Origin of the sequence: Cellulomonas palmilytica, from assembly GCF_021590045.1 — a bacterium.
In the GTDB taxonomy this organism is placed as follows: Bacteria; Actinomycetota; Actinomycetes; order Actinomycetales; family Cellulomonadaceae; genus Cellulomonas; species Cellulomonas palmilytica.
Map to the genome: position 1 here is coordinate 296,681 of NZ_CP062221.1, position 15,541 is coordinate 312,221.

Below are 15,541 nucleotides of genomic sequence, written 5' to 3' on the forward strand. Positions count from 1 at the left end.
TCAGACCTTGCGGCGGTACGCCCGCAGCGCGAGCGGCATGAACACCGCCACCAGGCCGACGCACCACGCGAGCGTCCACCACACGTGGCTGCCGATTGGTGTGCCGAGGAACAGCCCGCGCATGGAGTCCACGAGGTGCGTGAGCGGGTTGACGTCGACGAAGCCCTGCATCCACGTCGGCAGGTCGTCGGTCCGGACGAACACGTTCGAGCCGAAGCTCAGCGGCATGACGATCAGGAACATCACGCCCTGCACGGCGCCCGAGGTCCGCACGACCATCCCGACCCACACGGACACCCAGCTCAGGCACACCGCGAACAGCACCGCGAGCAGGCAGCCCGCGACGGCCTCGAGCGGGCTCGTCTCGATGCGGAAGCCCATCGCATAGCCCGTCACGATCGTCACCACCGCGACGATCACGTACCGCACGACGTCGCCGAGCACCGCGCCCAGCAGCGGTGCGCTGCGCGGGATCGGCAGCGACTTGAACCGGTCGAAGATGCCCTTGGACAGGTCGGTGTTGAGGTTCACGCCGATCGCGATCGCTCCCTGCGCGATGGTCTGCGCGAGGATGCCCGGCAGCAGGAACTGCAGGTAGCTGCCCGTGCTGCCGGCGACCGCGTTGCCGAAGATCGTCACGAAGATCGCGAGGAAGATGATCGGCTGCAGCGTCACGTCGATGAGCGCCTCGGGCGTGCGCCACGTCTTGATGAGCGAGCGCTTCGTCAGCGCCGCGGAGTGCCGCACGAGCGGGAACGGGCGCGGCCGGCGTGGGGCCGCACCGCGTGGGGCGTCCTGCGTGCGGGGGCGGTCCAGGGTCGCGGTGCTCATGCCGCCACCTCCTTCGAGTTCTCGGGCGCGTCGTCGGACGACGTCGTGCGGCCGGTCAGCGTGAAGAACACCTCGTCGAGGCTCGGCAGGTGCAGCGAGAGCTCGGTCACCGCGATCCCTGCGGAGCCGAGCCGCGCGACGGTCGCGGTGAGCGCCTCGTCGTCGGCCACGGGGACCGCGAGGACGCCCTTGCGGATCTCGTCGGCCGCCGCACCCGTGCTCACCTCGGACAGGATCTGCGCGGTGTGCTCCAGGCGCGCCGCGTCGCTCGGGCGGACCTCCAGCGTGAGGCCGCCGACGACGCGCTTGAGGCCGTCGGGGGTGTCGTGCGCGATCACGCGGCCGTGGTCGACGACCGTGATCTCGTCGGCCAGCGCGTCCGCCTCCTCCAGGTACTGCGTGGTGAGCAGGACCGTCGAGCCGTCCGCGACGAGCGAGCGGACCACGTCCCACATCTGCTCGCGCTTCGCCGGGTCGAGGCCCGTGGTCGGCTCGTCGAGGAAGATCACGTCGGGACGTCCGACGAGCGACGCCGCGAGGTCGAGGCGGCGGCGCATGCCCCCGGAGTACGTCTTCGCGGGCCGGTCGGCGGCGTCCGCGAGGTCGAACCACTCGAGCAGCTCGGCGGCACGCTCACGCGCGCCCGTGCGGCCCAGCTCGAGCAGCGTGCCGAACAGCACGAGGTTCTGGCGGCCCGTGAGGTCCTCGTCGACGGACGCGTACTGGCCCGTGAGGCCGATGCCGTGGCGGACCTTCTCGGCGTCGCGCACGACGTCGAGGCCGTTGATGCGGGCCGTGCCCGCGTCGGGCCGCAGGAGGGTGGACAGGATGCGGACGGTCGTCGTCTTGCCGGCGCCGTTCGGGCCGAGGACACCGAGCACGGTCCCTCGGGGCACGACGAGGTCGACGCCGTTGAGCGCCTTCGTCCCGCCGAAGTGCTTGACGAGGCCCTCGGCCTCGATCACCAGGTCTGTGGTCATGGCGACCACCCTGGGACGACGCGCTGATACGCCCCCGACACGCCGCTGACACGGACGGCACGACGCGAGCGGCCGGCCGTCAGCGCGGCGTCAGGGGACGTCGTGAGGCCGCGACGAGCTGGTCACCAGGTGGTCCACGGCGCCCGAGAGCCGCACCAGCGCGACGGCGACGAGCGCGAGGCCCACGAGGGCCAGCACCCACGCCAGGATCTGCATCACCAGCGGCAGCGCCCCGGCGGACGCCCCGCCCCCGAACAACGCCACGAGCGTCCCGAGGAGGACGCCGCCGAGAAGGATCGCGAGCCCGCGAGCGAGCTGCGGGGCGATCGGACGGTACGGCTCGGGCTGCGACGTCATGCCGAGGATCATGGCAGCGACAGCCTCCCGGCCACCAGGTCCGGTCGGTGCGTCACTCTCCGCCGGTGTCAGGACGGCTCGCGGCGCAGCACCAGGATCGTCACGTCGTCGACCGACGACGGGTCGGTGCACTCACGCACCACGTCGTCGACGTCCACGGGACCCGGACCTTGACGGCGGAACGCGCCGACGAGCCGCTGCAGGCCCGCGCGCAGGTTCGTCGAGCGCGAGTCGACCAGGCCGTCGCTGTAGAGCACGAGGCCGCCGCCGGGCTCGATCTGCAGGTGGTGCGTCGGCGGCTCGCCCGAGCCGACGCCGACGGGCCGGTCGACCGGCACGTCCTGCAGCGTCGCGTCGCCGTCCGGCCCCAGGAGCAGCGGGCGGGGGTGGCCCGCGACGGACAGCTCGACGTCCCCCGTCGCCGGGTCGACCGCGGCGACCACCACGGTCGCCATGTCGGTGGCCATCGTGCGGCGCGCGACGACGTCGGTCCAGCGCAGCGCCTCGGCGGGGGCGTCGCCGCGCAGCAGGAACGCGCGCAGCGCGTTGCGGAGCTGTCCCATCGCCGCGGCCGCGGACAGCCCGTGCCCGGCGACGTCCCCGATGACGACGGCCGTGCGCCCGTCGGGCAGCGCGAACGCGTCGTACCAGTCGCCGCCGACCTGCCCGCCCGGCGCTGGCACGTACCGCGCCTGCAGGTCCCAGCCGTCGATGGTCGGCAGCCGCTCGGGCAGCAGCGAGCGCTGGACGGTCTGCGCGGCGCCGAGCGCCCAGCGCGTGCGCAGCAGCAGCGTCTCGAGCAGCCGCCGGCGCAGGTCGGTCACCGACCGGCGCTCCTGCGGCGTCCACGGCGCGCAGCGACCACGCACCACCTCGGTCCACTTCTCGAACGACTTGCGCGGGCTCAGCCGCACCTCGTCGCCCTCGCGCCGCGCGATCGCCTTGTTGTGCGGGTCGCCGCCCCACGCGACCTCCTGCACGGCCTCGCCGCGCAGCCAGACGATCGCGCGGTCGTCGGGCAGCCGCACCGCGAGCACGCCCGCGACGCCGGGCAGAGCCGCCGCGAGCGCGGGCTCCTGCGTGGTGAGGGCGGTCCGGTCGGCGACGTCCTCGGGCTGGTCCGCGAGCCACGCGAGCAACGGCGTCGGGTCCGCCGGCACCTCGCCCTCGGTCGCCCACGTGCCGTCGCCGAACACCACGACGCCGCGCGCCGGGACGAGCTCGAGCAGCGACGCGCCGCTTGCGGTGCGGCCCACGAGCGCCTCCCCGAGCGTGTGGTCGGCGTCGCGCGACGCGATGAGCAGCCGCACGAGCGTCGCGTCCGCCGCGAGCGCGGCCTGCAGCTCGTCCTCCTCCGCGCGCGCGACGAGGCGCAGCGACAACGACGAGCCGAGGAACTCCGCGGCCGCGCGCACGCCGTACGGCGGGTGGTGCGGGCCGGAGTAGTGGTGGCACGCGACCAGGCCCCACAGTCGCCCGTCGCGCAGCAGCGAGATCGACATCGACGCGGCGACGCCCATGTTGCCCAGGTACTCGAGGTGGATCGGCGAGACCGAGCGCAGGACCGAGTGCGTGAGGTCGAGCGGCGCACCCGTGGCGGCGTCCAGGCCCGGGACGATCGCCGCGGGCCGGTAGCCCACGTCCGCGATGAGGCGGATCCAGTTCTTCTCGTACAGCGCCCGGGCCTGCGGCGGGATGTCCGAGGCGGGGTAGTGCAGGCCGTGGAACGAGTTGAGGTCCGCGCGCTTCGCCTCGGCCACGACCTCACCGTTGTACTCGGCGTCGAACCGGTAGATCATCACGCGGTCGAAGCCCGTCAGGTCCCGCACCTCGCGCGCCGCGACGTCGTAGAGCTCCGTGAGCGAGTGCGTGCCGTTGAGCCGCTCGACCGCGCCACGCACCGCCTGGTACGTGTTCGGGAACGAGAACGGGCGCGGTCCCGTGGACGGCTCGAGCTCGACGACGAGCAGCGTGCGCGTGCCGACCTCCACGCGGTGCAGCACCGCGTCGACCTCCACCGGGCCGTGCGGCGTGGCCGCGACGACGACGAGCGGGTTGCGCAGCCGCAGGTTGCCGAACGTGCGCAGGTGCTGACGGAGCTGGTCGGCGGCCTCCGCGCCCAGGAGCGTGCGCAGGTCCGAGCCGAGCACCTCCGGTGCGGTGCGGCCCAGCAGGTCCGCGACGTTCTCCGAGACGTGCTCGACGACGAGGTCGGGCTCGGTGACTGCGAGCAGCACGCCGTGCGGCTGCACCGACCCGGGCACGTGGATGGGCTCGCGCGCGCAGTTGTCCAGGTCGACGGGCTCGCCGGGGGCCAGCAGCTCGGTCGTCTCGCTCTCCGGCATCGGCTGCACCTCCTCGTCGGCCTCGTCCGACCTGCAACCTAACCCACGCCGGCGACGTCATCGTCCGCCGCGGTGCACCGGACCTCGCGCCGGTCGACGCACGAGGGGCACGACGACGACCGCGGACACCCCCGCGACGAGCGCCCCGAGCACCGGCCAGCCGGTCGTCGTCGTCGCGAGGCCCGCCCCCAGGGAGCCCACCACCGCGGCGACCGTCACGACCACCTCCGCGACCGGCTGCACGCGCCCGCGCTCGGCCGGCCGGTACGCCCCCGCGACCATCGCGGACCCGCCGCTGCTCGCGAGGTTCCACCCCACGCCCGCGAGCGTCATCGCGACGACGAACGCGACCATGTCCGGCCGCAGCGTCGCGAGCCCCGCACCGGCGAGGACGAGCGCGCCGAGCGCCGCGACCCGCCGTTCCCCGACCCGCCCGATCCACCGCGCCACGAGCAGCCCCGGCGCGTACATGCCGATCATGTGCAGCTGGACCGAGAACGCCGCGTGCTCCTGCGTGTGCCCCATGTCCAGGCCCGCGACCGGACCGGCCGTCATGAGCGAGCTCATCGCCGCGGCCGCGAGCGCGGTGACCAGCACGCCGAGCAGGAGGGTCGGCCGGGTCCACAGCTCGCGTCGGGTGCGCGCGGCGGTCGTCGCCGCCGGCTCGTCGGACCCTGGTGCGGGCACCGCGTGCGTCGGGCGGGTCGCGTACGTCGGGTGGGTGAGGTGCGCGAGGTCGTGCGGCAGGCGCGCGTTCCACACCGACGCGAGGGCCGCGAAGACCGCGACGAGCAGGTACGACGCGACGTACGGCGTGGGCCCGAGGTCGCGGACCGCGGTCGCGAGGAACGGCCCGACGAGCGCCGCGACCAGGCCCCCGGCGAGCAGCGTCGTGACCGCGCGCGCCCGCGCGTCGGGGTTCGCCTCGGCGACCGCGTACCGGTAGTAGCCCGCGCCCGCCTGGTACACCCCGACGAGCCCGGTGCCCAGGCAGAACAGCGCGAACGAGCCGCGGTGCACCGCGTACGCCGAGACGAGTCCCGCGGCGACGGCTGCGAGCGGTGCGACCGCGAACACCCGGCGGTAGCCGCTGCGGCCGATCCAGCGCGAGAGGCCGAACGTCGCGAGGGCCGCGACCGCCGGCATGAGGCTGAACGGCACGGTCGCCAGGGCCCGCGTGGGGGCGAGGTGCGCGCCGACGATGCCGGTGAGCGTGAGGTCGATCGAGATCCCGAACGTGAACAGCGACTGCGCGGGCACGAGACGCCGCGTGAGGCGGTGGCCGTCGACGAGTGGCCGGGTCGCGGCGGGGGCGAGGTCCGAGGTCACGCGTCCACCCTGGCGTCGGTGCGCTCCGCCGACGAGAGGCCGGATTGCCACCGTGCGTAAGATTCTTGCCATGCCCCGCGCCCGGTCCGTGCCCGACCGCACGCTCGTCGTCGACGACCCCGTGCCGCCCGCCGCGCGCGCACGGGACGTCGCCGTGCTCGCCCTGCCCCAGGCGCTGCCGATGGAGGTCGGCATCCCGTTCCAGGTGCTCACGAGCCGCACCGCCGAGCACTACCGCGTGACCCTGTGCGGTCGTCGACCCGGGCCCGTGCCCACCACGGGCGGGTTCCCGGTGGTCGCGCAGGCCGGGCTCGACGCCGTCGTCGCCGCCGACGTCGTGATCGTGCCCGCCTACGAGAACGTGCCGGGCCAGCCGACCGACGACGTGCTCGACGCGCTGCGCACGGCCCACGCCCGCGGCGCGCGCGTCATGTCGATCTGCGTCGGGGCGTTCGCGCTCGCCGCCGCCGGCCTGCTCGACGGGCGCCGCGCCACGACGCACTGGGCCTACGCCGACCGGCTCGCGGCGCAGTACCCGCTCGTGCGCGTCGACCCCGACGTGCTGTTCGTCGACGAGGGCGACGTCCTCACCTCCGCCGGCGTCGCATCGGGCATCGACGCGTGCCTGCACCTCATCCGCACCGACCTCGGCGCGGCCGTCGCCAACCACGTCGCGCGCGCGATCGTCGCCGCACCGCACCGCGACGGCGGGCAGGCGCAGTTCATCGCGCGCGACACCGCGCCGCAGGCCGCGAGCGCGCTCGCCGCGACCCGCGCATGGGCGCTCGAGCACCTGCACGAGCCGCTCACCGTCGCCGACCTGGCCCGGCACGCGCGCATGTCGGCCCGCACGCTCGCGCGCGCGTTCGACGCCGAGACCGGCCTGCCGCCGCTGCGCTGGCTCACCGCCGCGCGCGTCGACCGGGCGCGTGACCTGCTCGAACGCACCACGTGGAGCACCGACCGCATCGCGCACGAGTGCGGCCTCGGCACCGCCGCCAACATGCGCCTGCACTTCCACCGCACCATCGGCGTCAGCCCGTCGGACTACCGCCGCACCTTCACCAGCACCCCCGCCTGACCCCCCGCCCCGGTCGCGTCCCTCCCGCGAAGTCGTGCGTCTCTCGCCAGGTCGTGCGTTGCTCTGCGCGACGTCACGAGAAGCGCACGACTCCACGCGCGCGCGTCAGGGGGCGGTCGCGGCGGCGATGAACGACGACAGTCGCCGGTCGACGAGCGCGCGGGCGGGCGGTGCCGCGCCGTCCGCGGGCGTCAGGGCCGGCAGGACGGGGGCGGGGACGGCGAGGGCGGCGCGCTCCGCGGCGAGGAGGGCCGCGCCGGCGGCCACCGCCTCCTCGTCGGCGACGACGTCCAGCGGGACCGGGGTGCACCAGCGCTTGAGGGCCGCCCACGCGGGGTTCGCCGCGACCGGGCGGCCGAGCGCGCGCACCCTCGTCGGCGCCGCACCCGCGAGCGCCGCCTGCGCGTCGAGCATCCACCTGGCGTGCAGCACCGCCCCCAGCAGCAGGCCACGCACCGCAGCGACCGGGTCGTCGGGCACGCGGCCGACCGCGCGCAGCGTCGCCGTCGCGTCCGGTGCAGGGGTCTGCCGCCCGTGCACGTAGGGCAGCACGACGAACGGCTCGTCGTCCTCACCGGCCGCGGCGACCAGCCCGACGAGCTCGTCGTCCACGACCGACGCGGCCTGCAGGAGGCGGTGCCGCAGCTCATCGGCGTCTCCCGATGCGTGCCGCGCCCGCCCCGGCTGCGCGTCGTCGGGCGACGCCTCGTGCAGGGAGTCGGTCACATGGGCGAGCCAGGCCGCGACGGCGCCGCCCGCGCTCGACGAGCCCGCGACCAGGGCCGGGGCGTCACCGCGGACCGTGCGCACCAGGCTCATGCCCGCCGCCGCGACGGGTCCCGGCTCGGGGTCGGCCGCGAGGACGGTGCACACGACCTCCGACGTCCCGACCGAGTCCGCGACGTCCCCCGGCGACCGCACGCCCGCGGCGAACGCGCCGACCGCGTGGTCGTGCCCCGCGACCGTGACCGGTGTGCCCACGAGCAGGCCCGCGTCGGTGAGCGGGCCGGACCGCAGCGGGACGGTCTCGCCCGGGTGCAGCACGCGCGGCACGTGGCGGGGCGTGAGCCCGACCTCGGCGAGCAGGTCGGCGTCGAACGTCGACGGCAGGGCGCCGGGCGCGCCCAGCCGGTACGCCATGGTGCGGCCCGCGAGCGTGTGGTCCGTGACGAGCCGGCCCGTCAGCCCGAGCACGACGAGGTCCGCTGCCCCCGCCCAGCGCCCGTCACGGTGCAGCGGCCCTGACGGGCCGGTGACCGGTCCCCCCACCGCGCCGGACGTCGGGATGCCACGCGAACCGTGCTCGTCGCGCAGCCACGCCCACGTCGCGAGCGGCACCTTCGCCGACGACCGCACCCCGGTCGCCGCGAACAGCTCCGCGCGGCCGAGCCTCGCCGCGAGCTCGTCGGCCTGCAGCCCGGCCCGGTGCCCGTCCCACCGCAGCCAGTCGCCGCGGGGCTCGTCGTCGGGCCCGACCGGCACACCCGTCTCCGCCATCGAGGCGACACCGACCGCCCCGGGGACCGGTGCGCCCGGCACCGCGTCGAGCACCCGGCGCGTCAGGCCGGCGACGACGCGGAGCAGGTCGGCCGGCGCGGGAGTGGTCGCGGAGGCGACGGCAAGGGTCCGCGCGGCGCTGACGTCCACGAGCGCGACCTTGGTGTGCGTCGTCCCGACGTCGATCCCCAGCGCAGTCCCCACCCCACCATCCTCCCGCCCACTTCCCCACGCCGACTGCGGACGCTCCGCACCGACCGCGGACGCTCGACGGGTGCTGTCGCGCACGCACGTGCGCACTCGGCGGGGAGGTGGGTGGCGCGGGGGTCAGGGGGTGGGGCGCCAGAGGACGACGGCGGAGGTGGAGGCCGTGATCGCGCGCGGGGGTTGGGCGACGCGGGGGGCGCGGGGCGGGCGCCTCGTCGCGACGACGTCGCCGCGCGGGTCCGCGGTGAACACGCGACGGCCGGGCTCGACGAACGAGCGCAGGTAGTCGACCTGCCGCTCGAGGCGCAGCACCTGGGCCTCGAGCTCGAGGATGCGCTTGATGCCGGCGAGGTTGATGCCCTCGTCCTGCGAGAGCCGCTGGATCTCGCGCAGCGTGGCGACGTCGCGCAGCGAGTACCTCCGCCCACGCCCGGCGGTGCGCCGCGGCGAGACCAGCCCGAGCCGGTCGTACTGCCGCAGGGTCTGCGGGTGCATGCCCGCGAGCTCGGCGGCCCGCGAGATGACGAACATGGGCGTGTCCTCGTTCACGCGTCACCCCCCACGCGACGAACCCGCCGAGTGCGCACGTTCCCGCCCGAGCGCGCACGCATGGCGTGCGCGCTCGAGGTGGTGCGTGCGCGCTCGGCGGGGTGGGTCATTTGCGGGCCTGCTCCATGAGCGACGCGCGGGGGTTCTCGCCGCTCGTCGCGATGCCGAACGCCTGGACCGCCTCGCGGGCCGCGTCGGACAGGCGCTGCGGCACGACGACCTGCACGGTGACCAGGAGGTCGCCGGGGGTCTTGGCAGAGCCGGACGCGGGCACGCCCTTGCCCTTGACGCGCAGCGTCCGCCCCGACGGCGTGCCCGCCGGGACCTTGACCCGCACGCTCTCGCCGTCGAGCGTCGGCACGTCGATCGTCGCGCCGAGCGCCGCCTCGTCGAACGCCACCGGCACGGTGACCTTGAGGTTGCGTCCGTCGAGCGTGAACACCGGGTGCGGCGTGACGTGCACGGTCACGACGAGGTCGCCCGCGGGGGCCCCGGGCTCGCCGGGCCGCCCCTTGCCGCGCAGCCGGATCTTCTGGCCGTCGCGCACCCCGGCGGGGATGCGGGCGTTGACGGTACGGCCCCCGACCTGCAGCGACACGGTCGAGCCCTCGACGGCCTGGCGGAACGGCAGCTCGACCGCCGCGGCCAGGTCCGCGCCCGGCTGCGGGCCGCGCTGGAACCCACCGCCGAACATCCCGCCGAGGATGTCCTCGAAGCCCCCGGCGCCGCCGGTCGAGTAGCGGACGCGCGTGTTGCCGCCGCCACCACCGCCGAACATCCCGCCGAGGATGTCCTCGAACCCGCCGCCACCGCGGCCGCCCGCGGTGAAGCGCGCACCGCCGGCCATCGCGCGCAGCTGGTCGTACTGCTGGCGCTGCTCGGGGTCCGAGAGCACCGAGTACGCCTCGCCGATGTCCTTGAACTGGGCCTCGGCGCGCGCGTCACCCGGGTTGTGGTCCGGGTGCTTCTCGCGCGCGAGCTTGCGGTACGCCTTCTTGATCGTCGCCGCGTCCGCGTCCTTGGGGACGCCGAGGACCGAGTAGAAGTCCTTCTCGAGCCAGTCCTGCCCGGTCACGGCGCCTCCCTCCTTCTCATCAGGTCCTTCTCGTTCGTCGTCAGGCCTCCGGGTCCACGACGGCGACGCGCGCCGCCCGCAGGACCCGGTCCTTCGTCCGGTAGCCCGGCTGCAGGACGGTCTGGACGGTCGACGTCGTCACCTCGGACGAGTGCGCGTGCATGAGCGCCTCGTGCACCGCCGGGTCGAACTCCTCGCCCGCGGCGCCGTACCGCTCGACGCCGAACCGCGCGAGGGTGCCCTCGAGCTTCTCGGCGATCGACGCGAACGGACCCTCGGCGAGGTCACCGTGCTGGCGCGCCAGCTCGATGTCGTCGAGCACCGGGATGAGGGCCTCGGCCACCGACGCGACACCGCGGTCGTGCGCGGCGAGGACCTCGGCCTTCGAGCGCTTCACGTACGCGTTGTACTGCTGCTCGAGGTTGTAGTGCGCCGCGTGGGCGCGCTGCAGCTCCTCGAGCCGCTCGTCGGCCAGGCGCTGCGCGTCCGACACCTCGGTGCCCGCGGCTGCGGCGGCCTCGGCCTCCGCGATCACCGCCTCCTCGGGGGTCGGCTCACGCACCTGGCCCGTCTCCGGGTCGATGCGGCGCTTGTCCGTGAAGCGGGGCGCGTCCTCGGGGGTCTCCCCCGGGCCCTGCTCGGGCCCGGGGGTGTTCGGCTGGTCCGTCACTTCTTGTCGTCCTCGTCGTCGACGATCTCGGCGTCGACCACGTCGTCGTCGGACGACGAGCCCGCGTCGCCGGTCGGGGCGTCGGCCGGGGTCTCGGCCTGCGCCTGCGAGTAGATGGCCTCGCCGATCTTCTGCGCGGCCGTGGACAGCGCCGTCGTCGCGGACTTCACCGCGTCGGTGTCGGTGCCCTCGAGCGCCTTCTTCAGGTCGTCGACCTTGGCCTGGACCTCGGTCTTGACGTCCTCCGGCAGCTTGTCGGCGTTGTCGACGAGCAGCTTCTCCGTGGAGTACACGAGCTGCTCCGCGGAGTTGCGGACCTCGGCCTCCTCGCGGCGCTTCTTGTCCTCCGCCGCGTGCTCCTCGGCCTCGCGCACCATGCGCTCGATGTCCTCCTTGGGGAGGGCCGAGCCGCCGGTGATCGTCATCGACTGCTCCTTGCCCGTGCCACGGTCCTTGGCGGACACGTGCACGATGCCGTTCGCGTCGATGTCGAACGTGACCTCGATCTGCGGGACGCCGCGCGGCGCCGGCGCGATGCCGGTCAGTTCGAACGTGCCCAGCGGCTTGTTGTCCCGCGCGAACTCACGCTCGCCCTGGAACACCTGGATGAGCACGGACGGCTGGTTGTCCTCCGCGGTGGAGAAGATCTCCGAGCGCTTCGTCGGGATGGCCGTGTTGCGCTCGATGAGCTTGGTCATCACGCCGCCCTTGGTCTCGATGCCGAGGGACAGCGGCGTCACGTCGATCAGCAGGACGTCCTTGCGGTCGCCCTTCATGACACCGGCCTGCAGCGCGGCACCCACGGCGACGACCTCGTCGGGGTTCACGCCCTTGTTCGGCTCACGACCGCCCGTGAGCTCCTTGACGACCTCGGTCACCGCGGGCATGCGGGTCGAGCCGCCGACGAGCACGACGTGGTCGATGTCGGACAGCTGGATGCCCGCGTCGCGGATGACCGCGTGGAACGGCGCCTTGGTGCGGTCGATGAGGTCCTGCGTCATCTGCTGGAACTGCGCCCGCGTGAGCTTGGTGTCCAGGTGGATGGGGCCGTTCTCGCTCATCGACAGGTACTGCAGCGAGATGTTCGTGCTGGTCGCCGACGAGAGCTCCTTCTTGGCCTGCTCCGCCGCCTCACGCAGACGCTGCAGCGCGATCTTGTCCTTCGACAGGTCCACGCCGGAGGTGTTCTTCACCTCGGTCACGAGGAACTCGACGATCCGGTTGTCCCAGTCGTCACCGCCCAGGCGGTTGTCGCCCGACGTCGCGCGGACCTCGATCGTCGAGAAGCCGTCGTCGTCCTTGCCGACCTCCAGGAGCGACACGTCGAACGTGCCACCACCCAGGTCGAAGACGAGGATGAGCTCGTCCTCCTTGCCCTTCTCCAGGCCGTACGCGAGCGCGGCCGCCGTGGGCTCGTTGATGATGCGCAGGACGTTGAGGCCCGCGATCGCGCCCGCGTCCTTGGTCGCCTGACGCTCGGCGTCGTTGAAGTACGCCGGGACCGTGATGACGGCGTCCGTGACCGGCTCGCCCAGGTACGCCTCCGCGTCACGCTTGAGCTTGCCGAGCACACGCGCGGAGATCTCCTGCGGCGTGTACTTCTTGTCGTCGACGTCCACCGTCCAGTCCGTGCCCATGTGGCGCTTGACGGACGTGATGGTGCGGTCGACGTTGGTGACGGCCTGGCGCTTGGCGATCTCGCCGACCAGCACCTCACCGGTCTTGGAGAACGCGACGACCGACGGCGTCGTGCGCGACCCCTCCGCGTTGGCGATGACCGTGGGCTCGCCACCCTCGAGGACGGCGACGACGGAGTTCGTCGTGCCCAGGTCGATGCCGACTGCTCGTGCCATGTGTGGTGCCTTCTTTCGATCGTGGTGCAGATGCTCTGGACGCTCTTGAGTCCGCTGCGCTCAACCTTGCACCCGGGTCCCCGGGACTCGCAAGCGCAACCCAGCAAACTTGAGTCTGCTGGGCTCAACTCTGGTCGGCCGCGCCGCATTCCCGACCACGGGGACGACCTCGCTCGAACGTCAGCCGATCCCTTCAGGAAGACGCACCGACGGCCCGGAAGATCTGGATGACTCCAGCCACTGTCCCGTGCAGATGCGCTGGTCCGGACGACATCGCGCACGGCCTCGTGGGTGGCCGTGACTCTAGGCTCGACGCCTGTGACGACGACGAAGACGTGGGACCAGGAGGACCACACGATCCGCGGGCTGAGCAGGACGGACCAGGACTTCCTCGTCGGTGCAGGCCTGGCGCTCGGCACGTTCGGGTACCTCGAGGTGCGTCCGGCGATGGAGACGACGGCCGAGGGTGTCGCGCTCGCCTACGACTCCGACATCGCGATCGTCTGCACGTCCTCGGGCGTCGTCGCCGCCGAGCCGGAAGGCCCGCGGCTCGTGAACACGACCGCGGAGTCGTTCGCCGCCTCGATGCACCGGATGGCGCGCTACACGCGCGAGGTCCGGGCAGCCGAGGACGACGACGAGGCCCTGGACATCGTCCACGCGACGATCGGTGAGCTTCGAGAGATCGACCCGGCGGCCTGGGCTCGACGCCCGGAGCTACTGGCCGGTTGTCGCCGAGCAGATGGAGGCCGGACTGCTCTGATAGCAGAAGCGCTATCGTCCGGTACATGCCCTCTGGATACGGTGCGGAGCTCCGAGCTCGGCGCCTCCGCCTCGGCCTGACGCAACGTGAGCTCGCTCGCCTCTCCGGCGTCGCGCAGCCCGTGATCGAGGTCACGGAGACCGGCCGACGCAGCGCGAGCCCTGTCACACGGTCCCGCCTCGACGCCGCGCTGAGTGTGCGACCGTCCGTCGTGCTGCAGCGTCACCGCGCAGCCGTCCGTGACGCAGTTGCGCGGCACCGGGGTCACGACGCGTACATCATCGGGTCCGTAGCGCGCGGCGACGACACCCCTGCGTCCGACGTCGACCTCATGATCACCTTCGATGACGGCACCGACCTCGTGGACGTCCTCGACCTCACGGACGAGCTCGAGCAGCTCCTCGGCGCCAAGGTGGATGTGGTCTCGGGGCGGGTCCACGGCACCGTGAGCACCCACGCTCGGCGCGATGCGGTTCCGCTGTGACCGGTGACGACAAGGTCGCGCGGCTGCTCGACGACCTGGCGACGATGGCGGAAGACGCGGCCCACATCGTCGGCCTGGGCGAGGACGCGTACCTGGCCGACGACGCCCATGGGCGACTGCTGCGCAACGCGGGCGAGCGCATCGTCATCAAGGTGTCGACCGTGGTGGAGCGCCTCCCTGAGGACTTCAAGGAGCAGTATCCGGAGATCGAATGGGTCAAGATCCAGCGGATGCGGAACCTCGTCGCGCACCACCATGACAAGGTCCAGGCCGACTTCGTGTGAGCAACGCCGGCGCACCGCATTCCGCAGCTGGTCGCGATCGTGGTTGGCAGCGCCGGATGAGCGCCGAGGTGCCGTCCGTCTGACGGATCGAGTCTGACGCTCACGGCGCGGCAAGGAAGTCCTCACGGTTGCAGCGCGTCCGTCCGGGCCTGCCACACCGCGAGCAGGTCCGTCAGTCGCGAGCAGGAACCGGAACATCGCTCCCGTACCCGAAGACGTGTGCGCTCAACACATCCACCTCGCGCCGCGGTTCCCCGAAGAACGCGGCTAGCCTACGCGCGACCCGCGCGAACGGCCGCTCCCGCGCCTGCCCGGCCTCGTTCCAGTTCGCTGTCGGCACCACGAGGAACAGATGCTGCGCGTTCTGCGCGATGTGCACCTTCCAGAAGTCCTTGAGATCATGGTTGTTGGTCGTGGTACCGCCACGCTCGACCTCGGCAATGATCCCGCGACCAGGACTCAAGGCATAGATAAAGTCGGGCCGGGCGCGAGTGACGAACCCGTCCTGGGGAACCAGGACGACCTCCTCGGCGAAGCCGATCTCCCGTAGCAGATCACCCACGACGTGCTGGACAGCGGCACTCGACGCGCGGTGGACGTGGACCACGTCGATGGCCGGGCGCTCCGCCTCGAGGTGCGCAACCAGCCGCTGAGCCATTTCGTCCACAACGGCAATCTCGCGCGCGTCAGAGTCGCTCACGGCACTCTTTACAAAGCGCACATGACGACCGGGCACGACCTCTAGCTTCCGCGGGGGCGCTCCGAGAAGCTAGCTCCGATCGGGCGACATGCGCGTCGCACGCCGCCTCAGGGAGGGGGCACCGAGCAGTCCGCCCGGTCTCAGCACGACCAGGGACGCTTCCCGCAGGTCACGGCAACCTGAGTCTCGAAGGGGCGCCCGCCTGGCAGAGCGTCCTGTTCGCGCCAGTCCGGACGGCATGCGGGGGTTGGGTGCAGCGGCAGTTGCTCGTTCCGTGCCGTCGGGAAGACTGTCCGCCTCCTTAACCGCCGACTGGAGGCCCTCTGGCGGAGCCAACGGGCCGGTGAACGACGATGGCGGCGCGGTCGGCACGCGGCGCAGATCATGTCGAAACGTGCAGGCCATACAAGTGGCGATCGCCTGTGACGGAACAATCGTAGTGGCATCCCCTAGCAAACGATCAGTGCCACACCGGATACAAGTTTGCTTGCAAGGCAGTAGCCATCTATGAGATCCTGCGGCGTTCAGTCGACCCC

Annotated in this window: 15 protein-coding genes; 4 read left to right on the forward strand and 11 right to left on the reverse strand. The window is 73.0% G+C overall.

What is annotated here, in order from left to right; all coding sequences use genetic code 11:
* The 5 genes from F1D97_RS01500 to F1D97_RS01520 form a co-directional block, all read right to left on the reverse strand.
* Positions 1-831 carry an ABC transporter permease gene (locus F1D97_RS01500; protein WP_236121978.1) on the reverse strand — a complete coding sequence of 277 codons (831 nt, stop codon included), beginning with the start codon at positions 829-831 and terminating at the stop codon, positions 1-3.
* A complete protein-coding gene (locus F1D97_RS01505; RefSeq protein ID WP_236121979.1) occupies positions 828-1,811 on the reverse strand; it encodes an ATP-binding cassette domain-containing protein in 984 nt (327 codons plus the stop codon). Before F1D97_RS01505 ends, F1D97_RS01500 begins: the two co-directional genes overlap by 4 nt.
* Before the next feature lie 90 nt (positions 1,812-1,901).
* On the reverse strand, positions 1,902-2,168 hold the full coding sequence (locus tag F1D97_RS01510) for a hypothetical protein (RefSeq protein WP_236121980.1): 267 nt from the start codon (positions 2,166-2,168) through the stop codon (positions 1,902-1,904).
* 68 nt (positions 2,169-2,236) lie between these two features.
* Positions 2,237-4,513 carry a SpoIIE family protein phosphatase gene (locus F1D97_RS01515; protein WP_236121981.1) on the reverse strand — a complete coding sequence of 759 codons (2,277 nt, stop codon included), beginning with the start codon at positions 4,511-4,513 and terminating at the stop codon, positions 2,237-2,239.
* A gap of 57 nt (positions 4,514-4,570) precedes the next feature.
* Positions 4,571-5,842, reverse strand: a complete 1,272-nt coding sequence (locus tag F1D97_RS01520; RefSeq protein WP_236121982.1) for an MFS transporter — start codon at positions 5,840-5,842, stop codon at positions 4,571-4,573.
* 70 nt (positions 5,843-5,912) lie between these two features.
* Here F1D97_RS01520 and F1D97_RS01525 point away from each other — a divergent pair, with 70 nt between their 5' ends.
* Positions 5,913-6,923 (forward strand): GlxA family transcriptional regulator, encoded by a 1,011-nt coding sequence (locus F1D97_RS01525; RefSeq protein ID WP_236121983.1) that lies wholly within the window; start codon positions 5,913-5,915, stop codon positions 6,921-6,923.
* A 105-nt stretch (positions 6,924-7,028) separates the two neighbouring features.
* Here F1D97_RS01525 and F1D97_RS01530 read toward each other — a convergent pair whose 3' ends face one another.
* From F1D97_RS01530 to dnaK, 5 genes are all read right to left on the reverse strand, one after another.
* Positions 7,029-8,624 (reverse strand): FGGY family carbohydrate kinase, encoded by a 1,596-nt coding sequence (locus F1D97_RS01530; RefSeq protein ID WP_236121984.1) that lies wholly within the window; start codon positions 8,622-8,624, stop codon positions 7,029-7,031.
* 123 nt (positions 8,625-8,747) lie between these two features.
* Complete coding sequence (locus F1D97_RS01535; protein WP_236123450.1) at positions 8,748-9,158, reverse strand: heat shock protein transcriptional repressor HspR; 411 nt, start codon at positions 9,156-9,158, stop codon at positions 8,748-8,750.
* A 124-nt stretch (positions 9,159-9,282) separates the two neighbouring features.
* Entirely contained in the window at positions 9,283-10,251 is a 969-nt protein-coding gene (locus F1D97_RS01540; RefSeq protein ID WP_236121985.1) for a DnaJ C-terminal domain-containing protein, read from the reverse strand.
* A 40-nt stretch (positions 10,252-10,291) separates the two neighbouring features.
* A complete protein-coding gene (locus tag F1D97_RS01545; RefSeq protein ID WP_236121986.1) occupies positions 10,292-10,921 on the reverse strand; it encodes a nucleotide exchange factor GrpE in 630 nt (209 codons plus the stop codon).
* Positions 10,918-12,774: a molecular chaperone DnaK gene (gene dnaK / locus F1D97_RS01550; protein WP_236121987.1), complete on the reverse strand. Its 1,857-nt coding sequence runs from the start codon at positions 12,772-12,774 to the stop codon at positions 10,918-10,920. The genes F1D97_RS01545 and dnaK overlap by 4 nt, the downstream gene beginning before the upstream one ends.
* Positions 12,775-13,092: 318 nt before the next feature.
* Between dnaK and F1D97_RS01555 the strand changes: the two genes are divergently transcribed.
* From F1D97_RS01555 to F1D97_RS01565, 3 genes are read left to right on the forward strand one after another with little or no spacing between them, the layout of a single operon-like run.
* Entirely contained in the window at positions 13,093-13,617 is a 525-nt protein-coding gene (locus F1D97_RS01555; RefSeq protein WP_236121988.1) for an SUKH-4 family immunity protein, read from the forward strand.
* A complete protein-coding gene (locus F1D97_RS01560; RefSeq protein WP_236121989.1) occupies positions 13,563-14,021 on the forward strand; it encodes a nucleotidyltransferase domain-containing protein in 459 nt (152 codons plus the stop codon). The genes F1D97_RS01555 and F1D97_RS01560 overlap by 55 nt, the downstream gene beginning before the upstream one ends.
* Complete coding sequence (locus F1D97_RS01565) at positions 14,018-14,305, forward strand: HepT-like ribonuclease domain-containing protein (protein WP_236121990.1); 288 nt, start codon at positions 14,018-14,020, stop codon at positions 14,303-14,305. Before F1D97_RS01560 ends, F1D97_RS01565 begins: the two co-directional genes overlap by 4 nt.
* Positions 14,306-14,477: 172 nt before the next feature.
* On the opposite strand, the gene F1D97_RS01570 is transcribed toward F1D97_RS01565, so the two are convergent.
* Positions 14,478-15,005: a hypothetical protein gene (locus F1D97_RS01570; RefSeq protein ID WP_236121991.1), complete on the reverse strand. Its 528-nt coding sequence runs from the start codon at positions 15,003-15,005 to the stop codon at positions 14,478-14,480.
* Positions 15,006-15,541: the final 536 nt, after the last annotated feature.

What these genes read in the sequence shown, in the direction of transcription:
- F1D97_RS01500 (WP_236121978.1), bottom strand. Translation starts at nt 831, where the DNA reads ATGAGCACCGCGACCCTGGACCGCCCCCGCACGCAGGACGCCCCACGC.
- F1D97_RS01505 (WP_236121979.1), bottom strand. Translation starts at nt 1,811, where the DNA reads ATGACCACAGACCTGGTGATCGAGGCCGAGGGCCTCGTCAAGCACTTC.
- F1D97_RS01510 (WP_236121980.1), bottom strand. Translation starts at nt 2,168, where the DNA reads ATGACGTCGCAGCCCGAGCCGTACCGTCCGATCGCCCCGCAGCTCGCT.
- F1D97_RS01515 (WP_236121981.1), bottom strand. Translation starts at nt 4,513, where the DNA reads ATGCCGGAGAGCGAGACGACCGAGCTGCTGGCCCCCGGCGAGCCCGTC.
- F1D97_RS01525 (WP_236121983.1), top strand. Translation starts at nt 5,913, where the DNA reads ATGCCCCGCGCCCGGTCCGTGCCCGACCGCACGCTCGTCGTCGACGAC.
- F1D97_RS01535 (WP_236123450.1), bottom strand. Translation starts at nt 9,158, where the DNA reads ATGTTCGTCATCTCGCGGGCCGCCGAGCTCGCGGGCATGCACCCGCAG.
- dnaK (WP_236121987.1), bottom strand. Translation starts at nt 12,774, where the DNA reads ATGGCACGAGCAGTCGGCATCGACCTGGGCACGACGAACTCCGTCGTC.
- F1D97_RS01560 (WP_236121989.1), top strand. Translation starts at nt 13,563, where the DNA reads ATGCCCTCTGGATACGGTGCGGAGCTCCGAGCTCGGCGCCTCCGCCTC.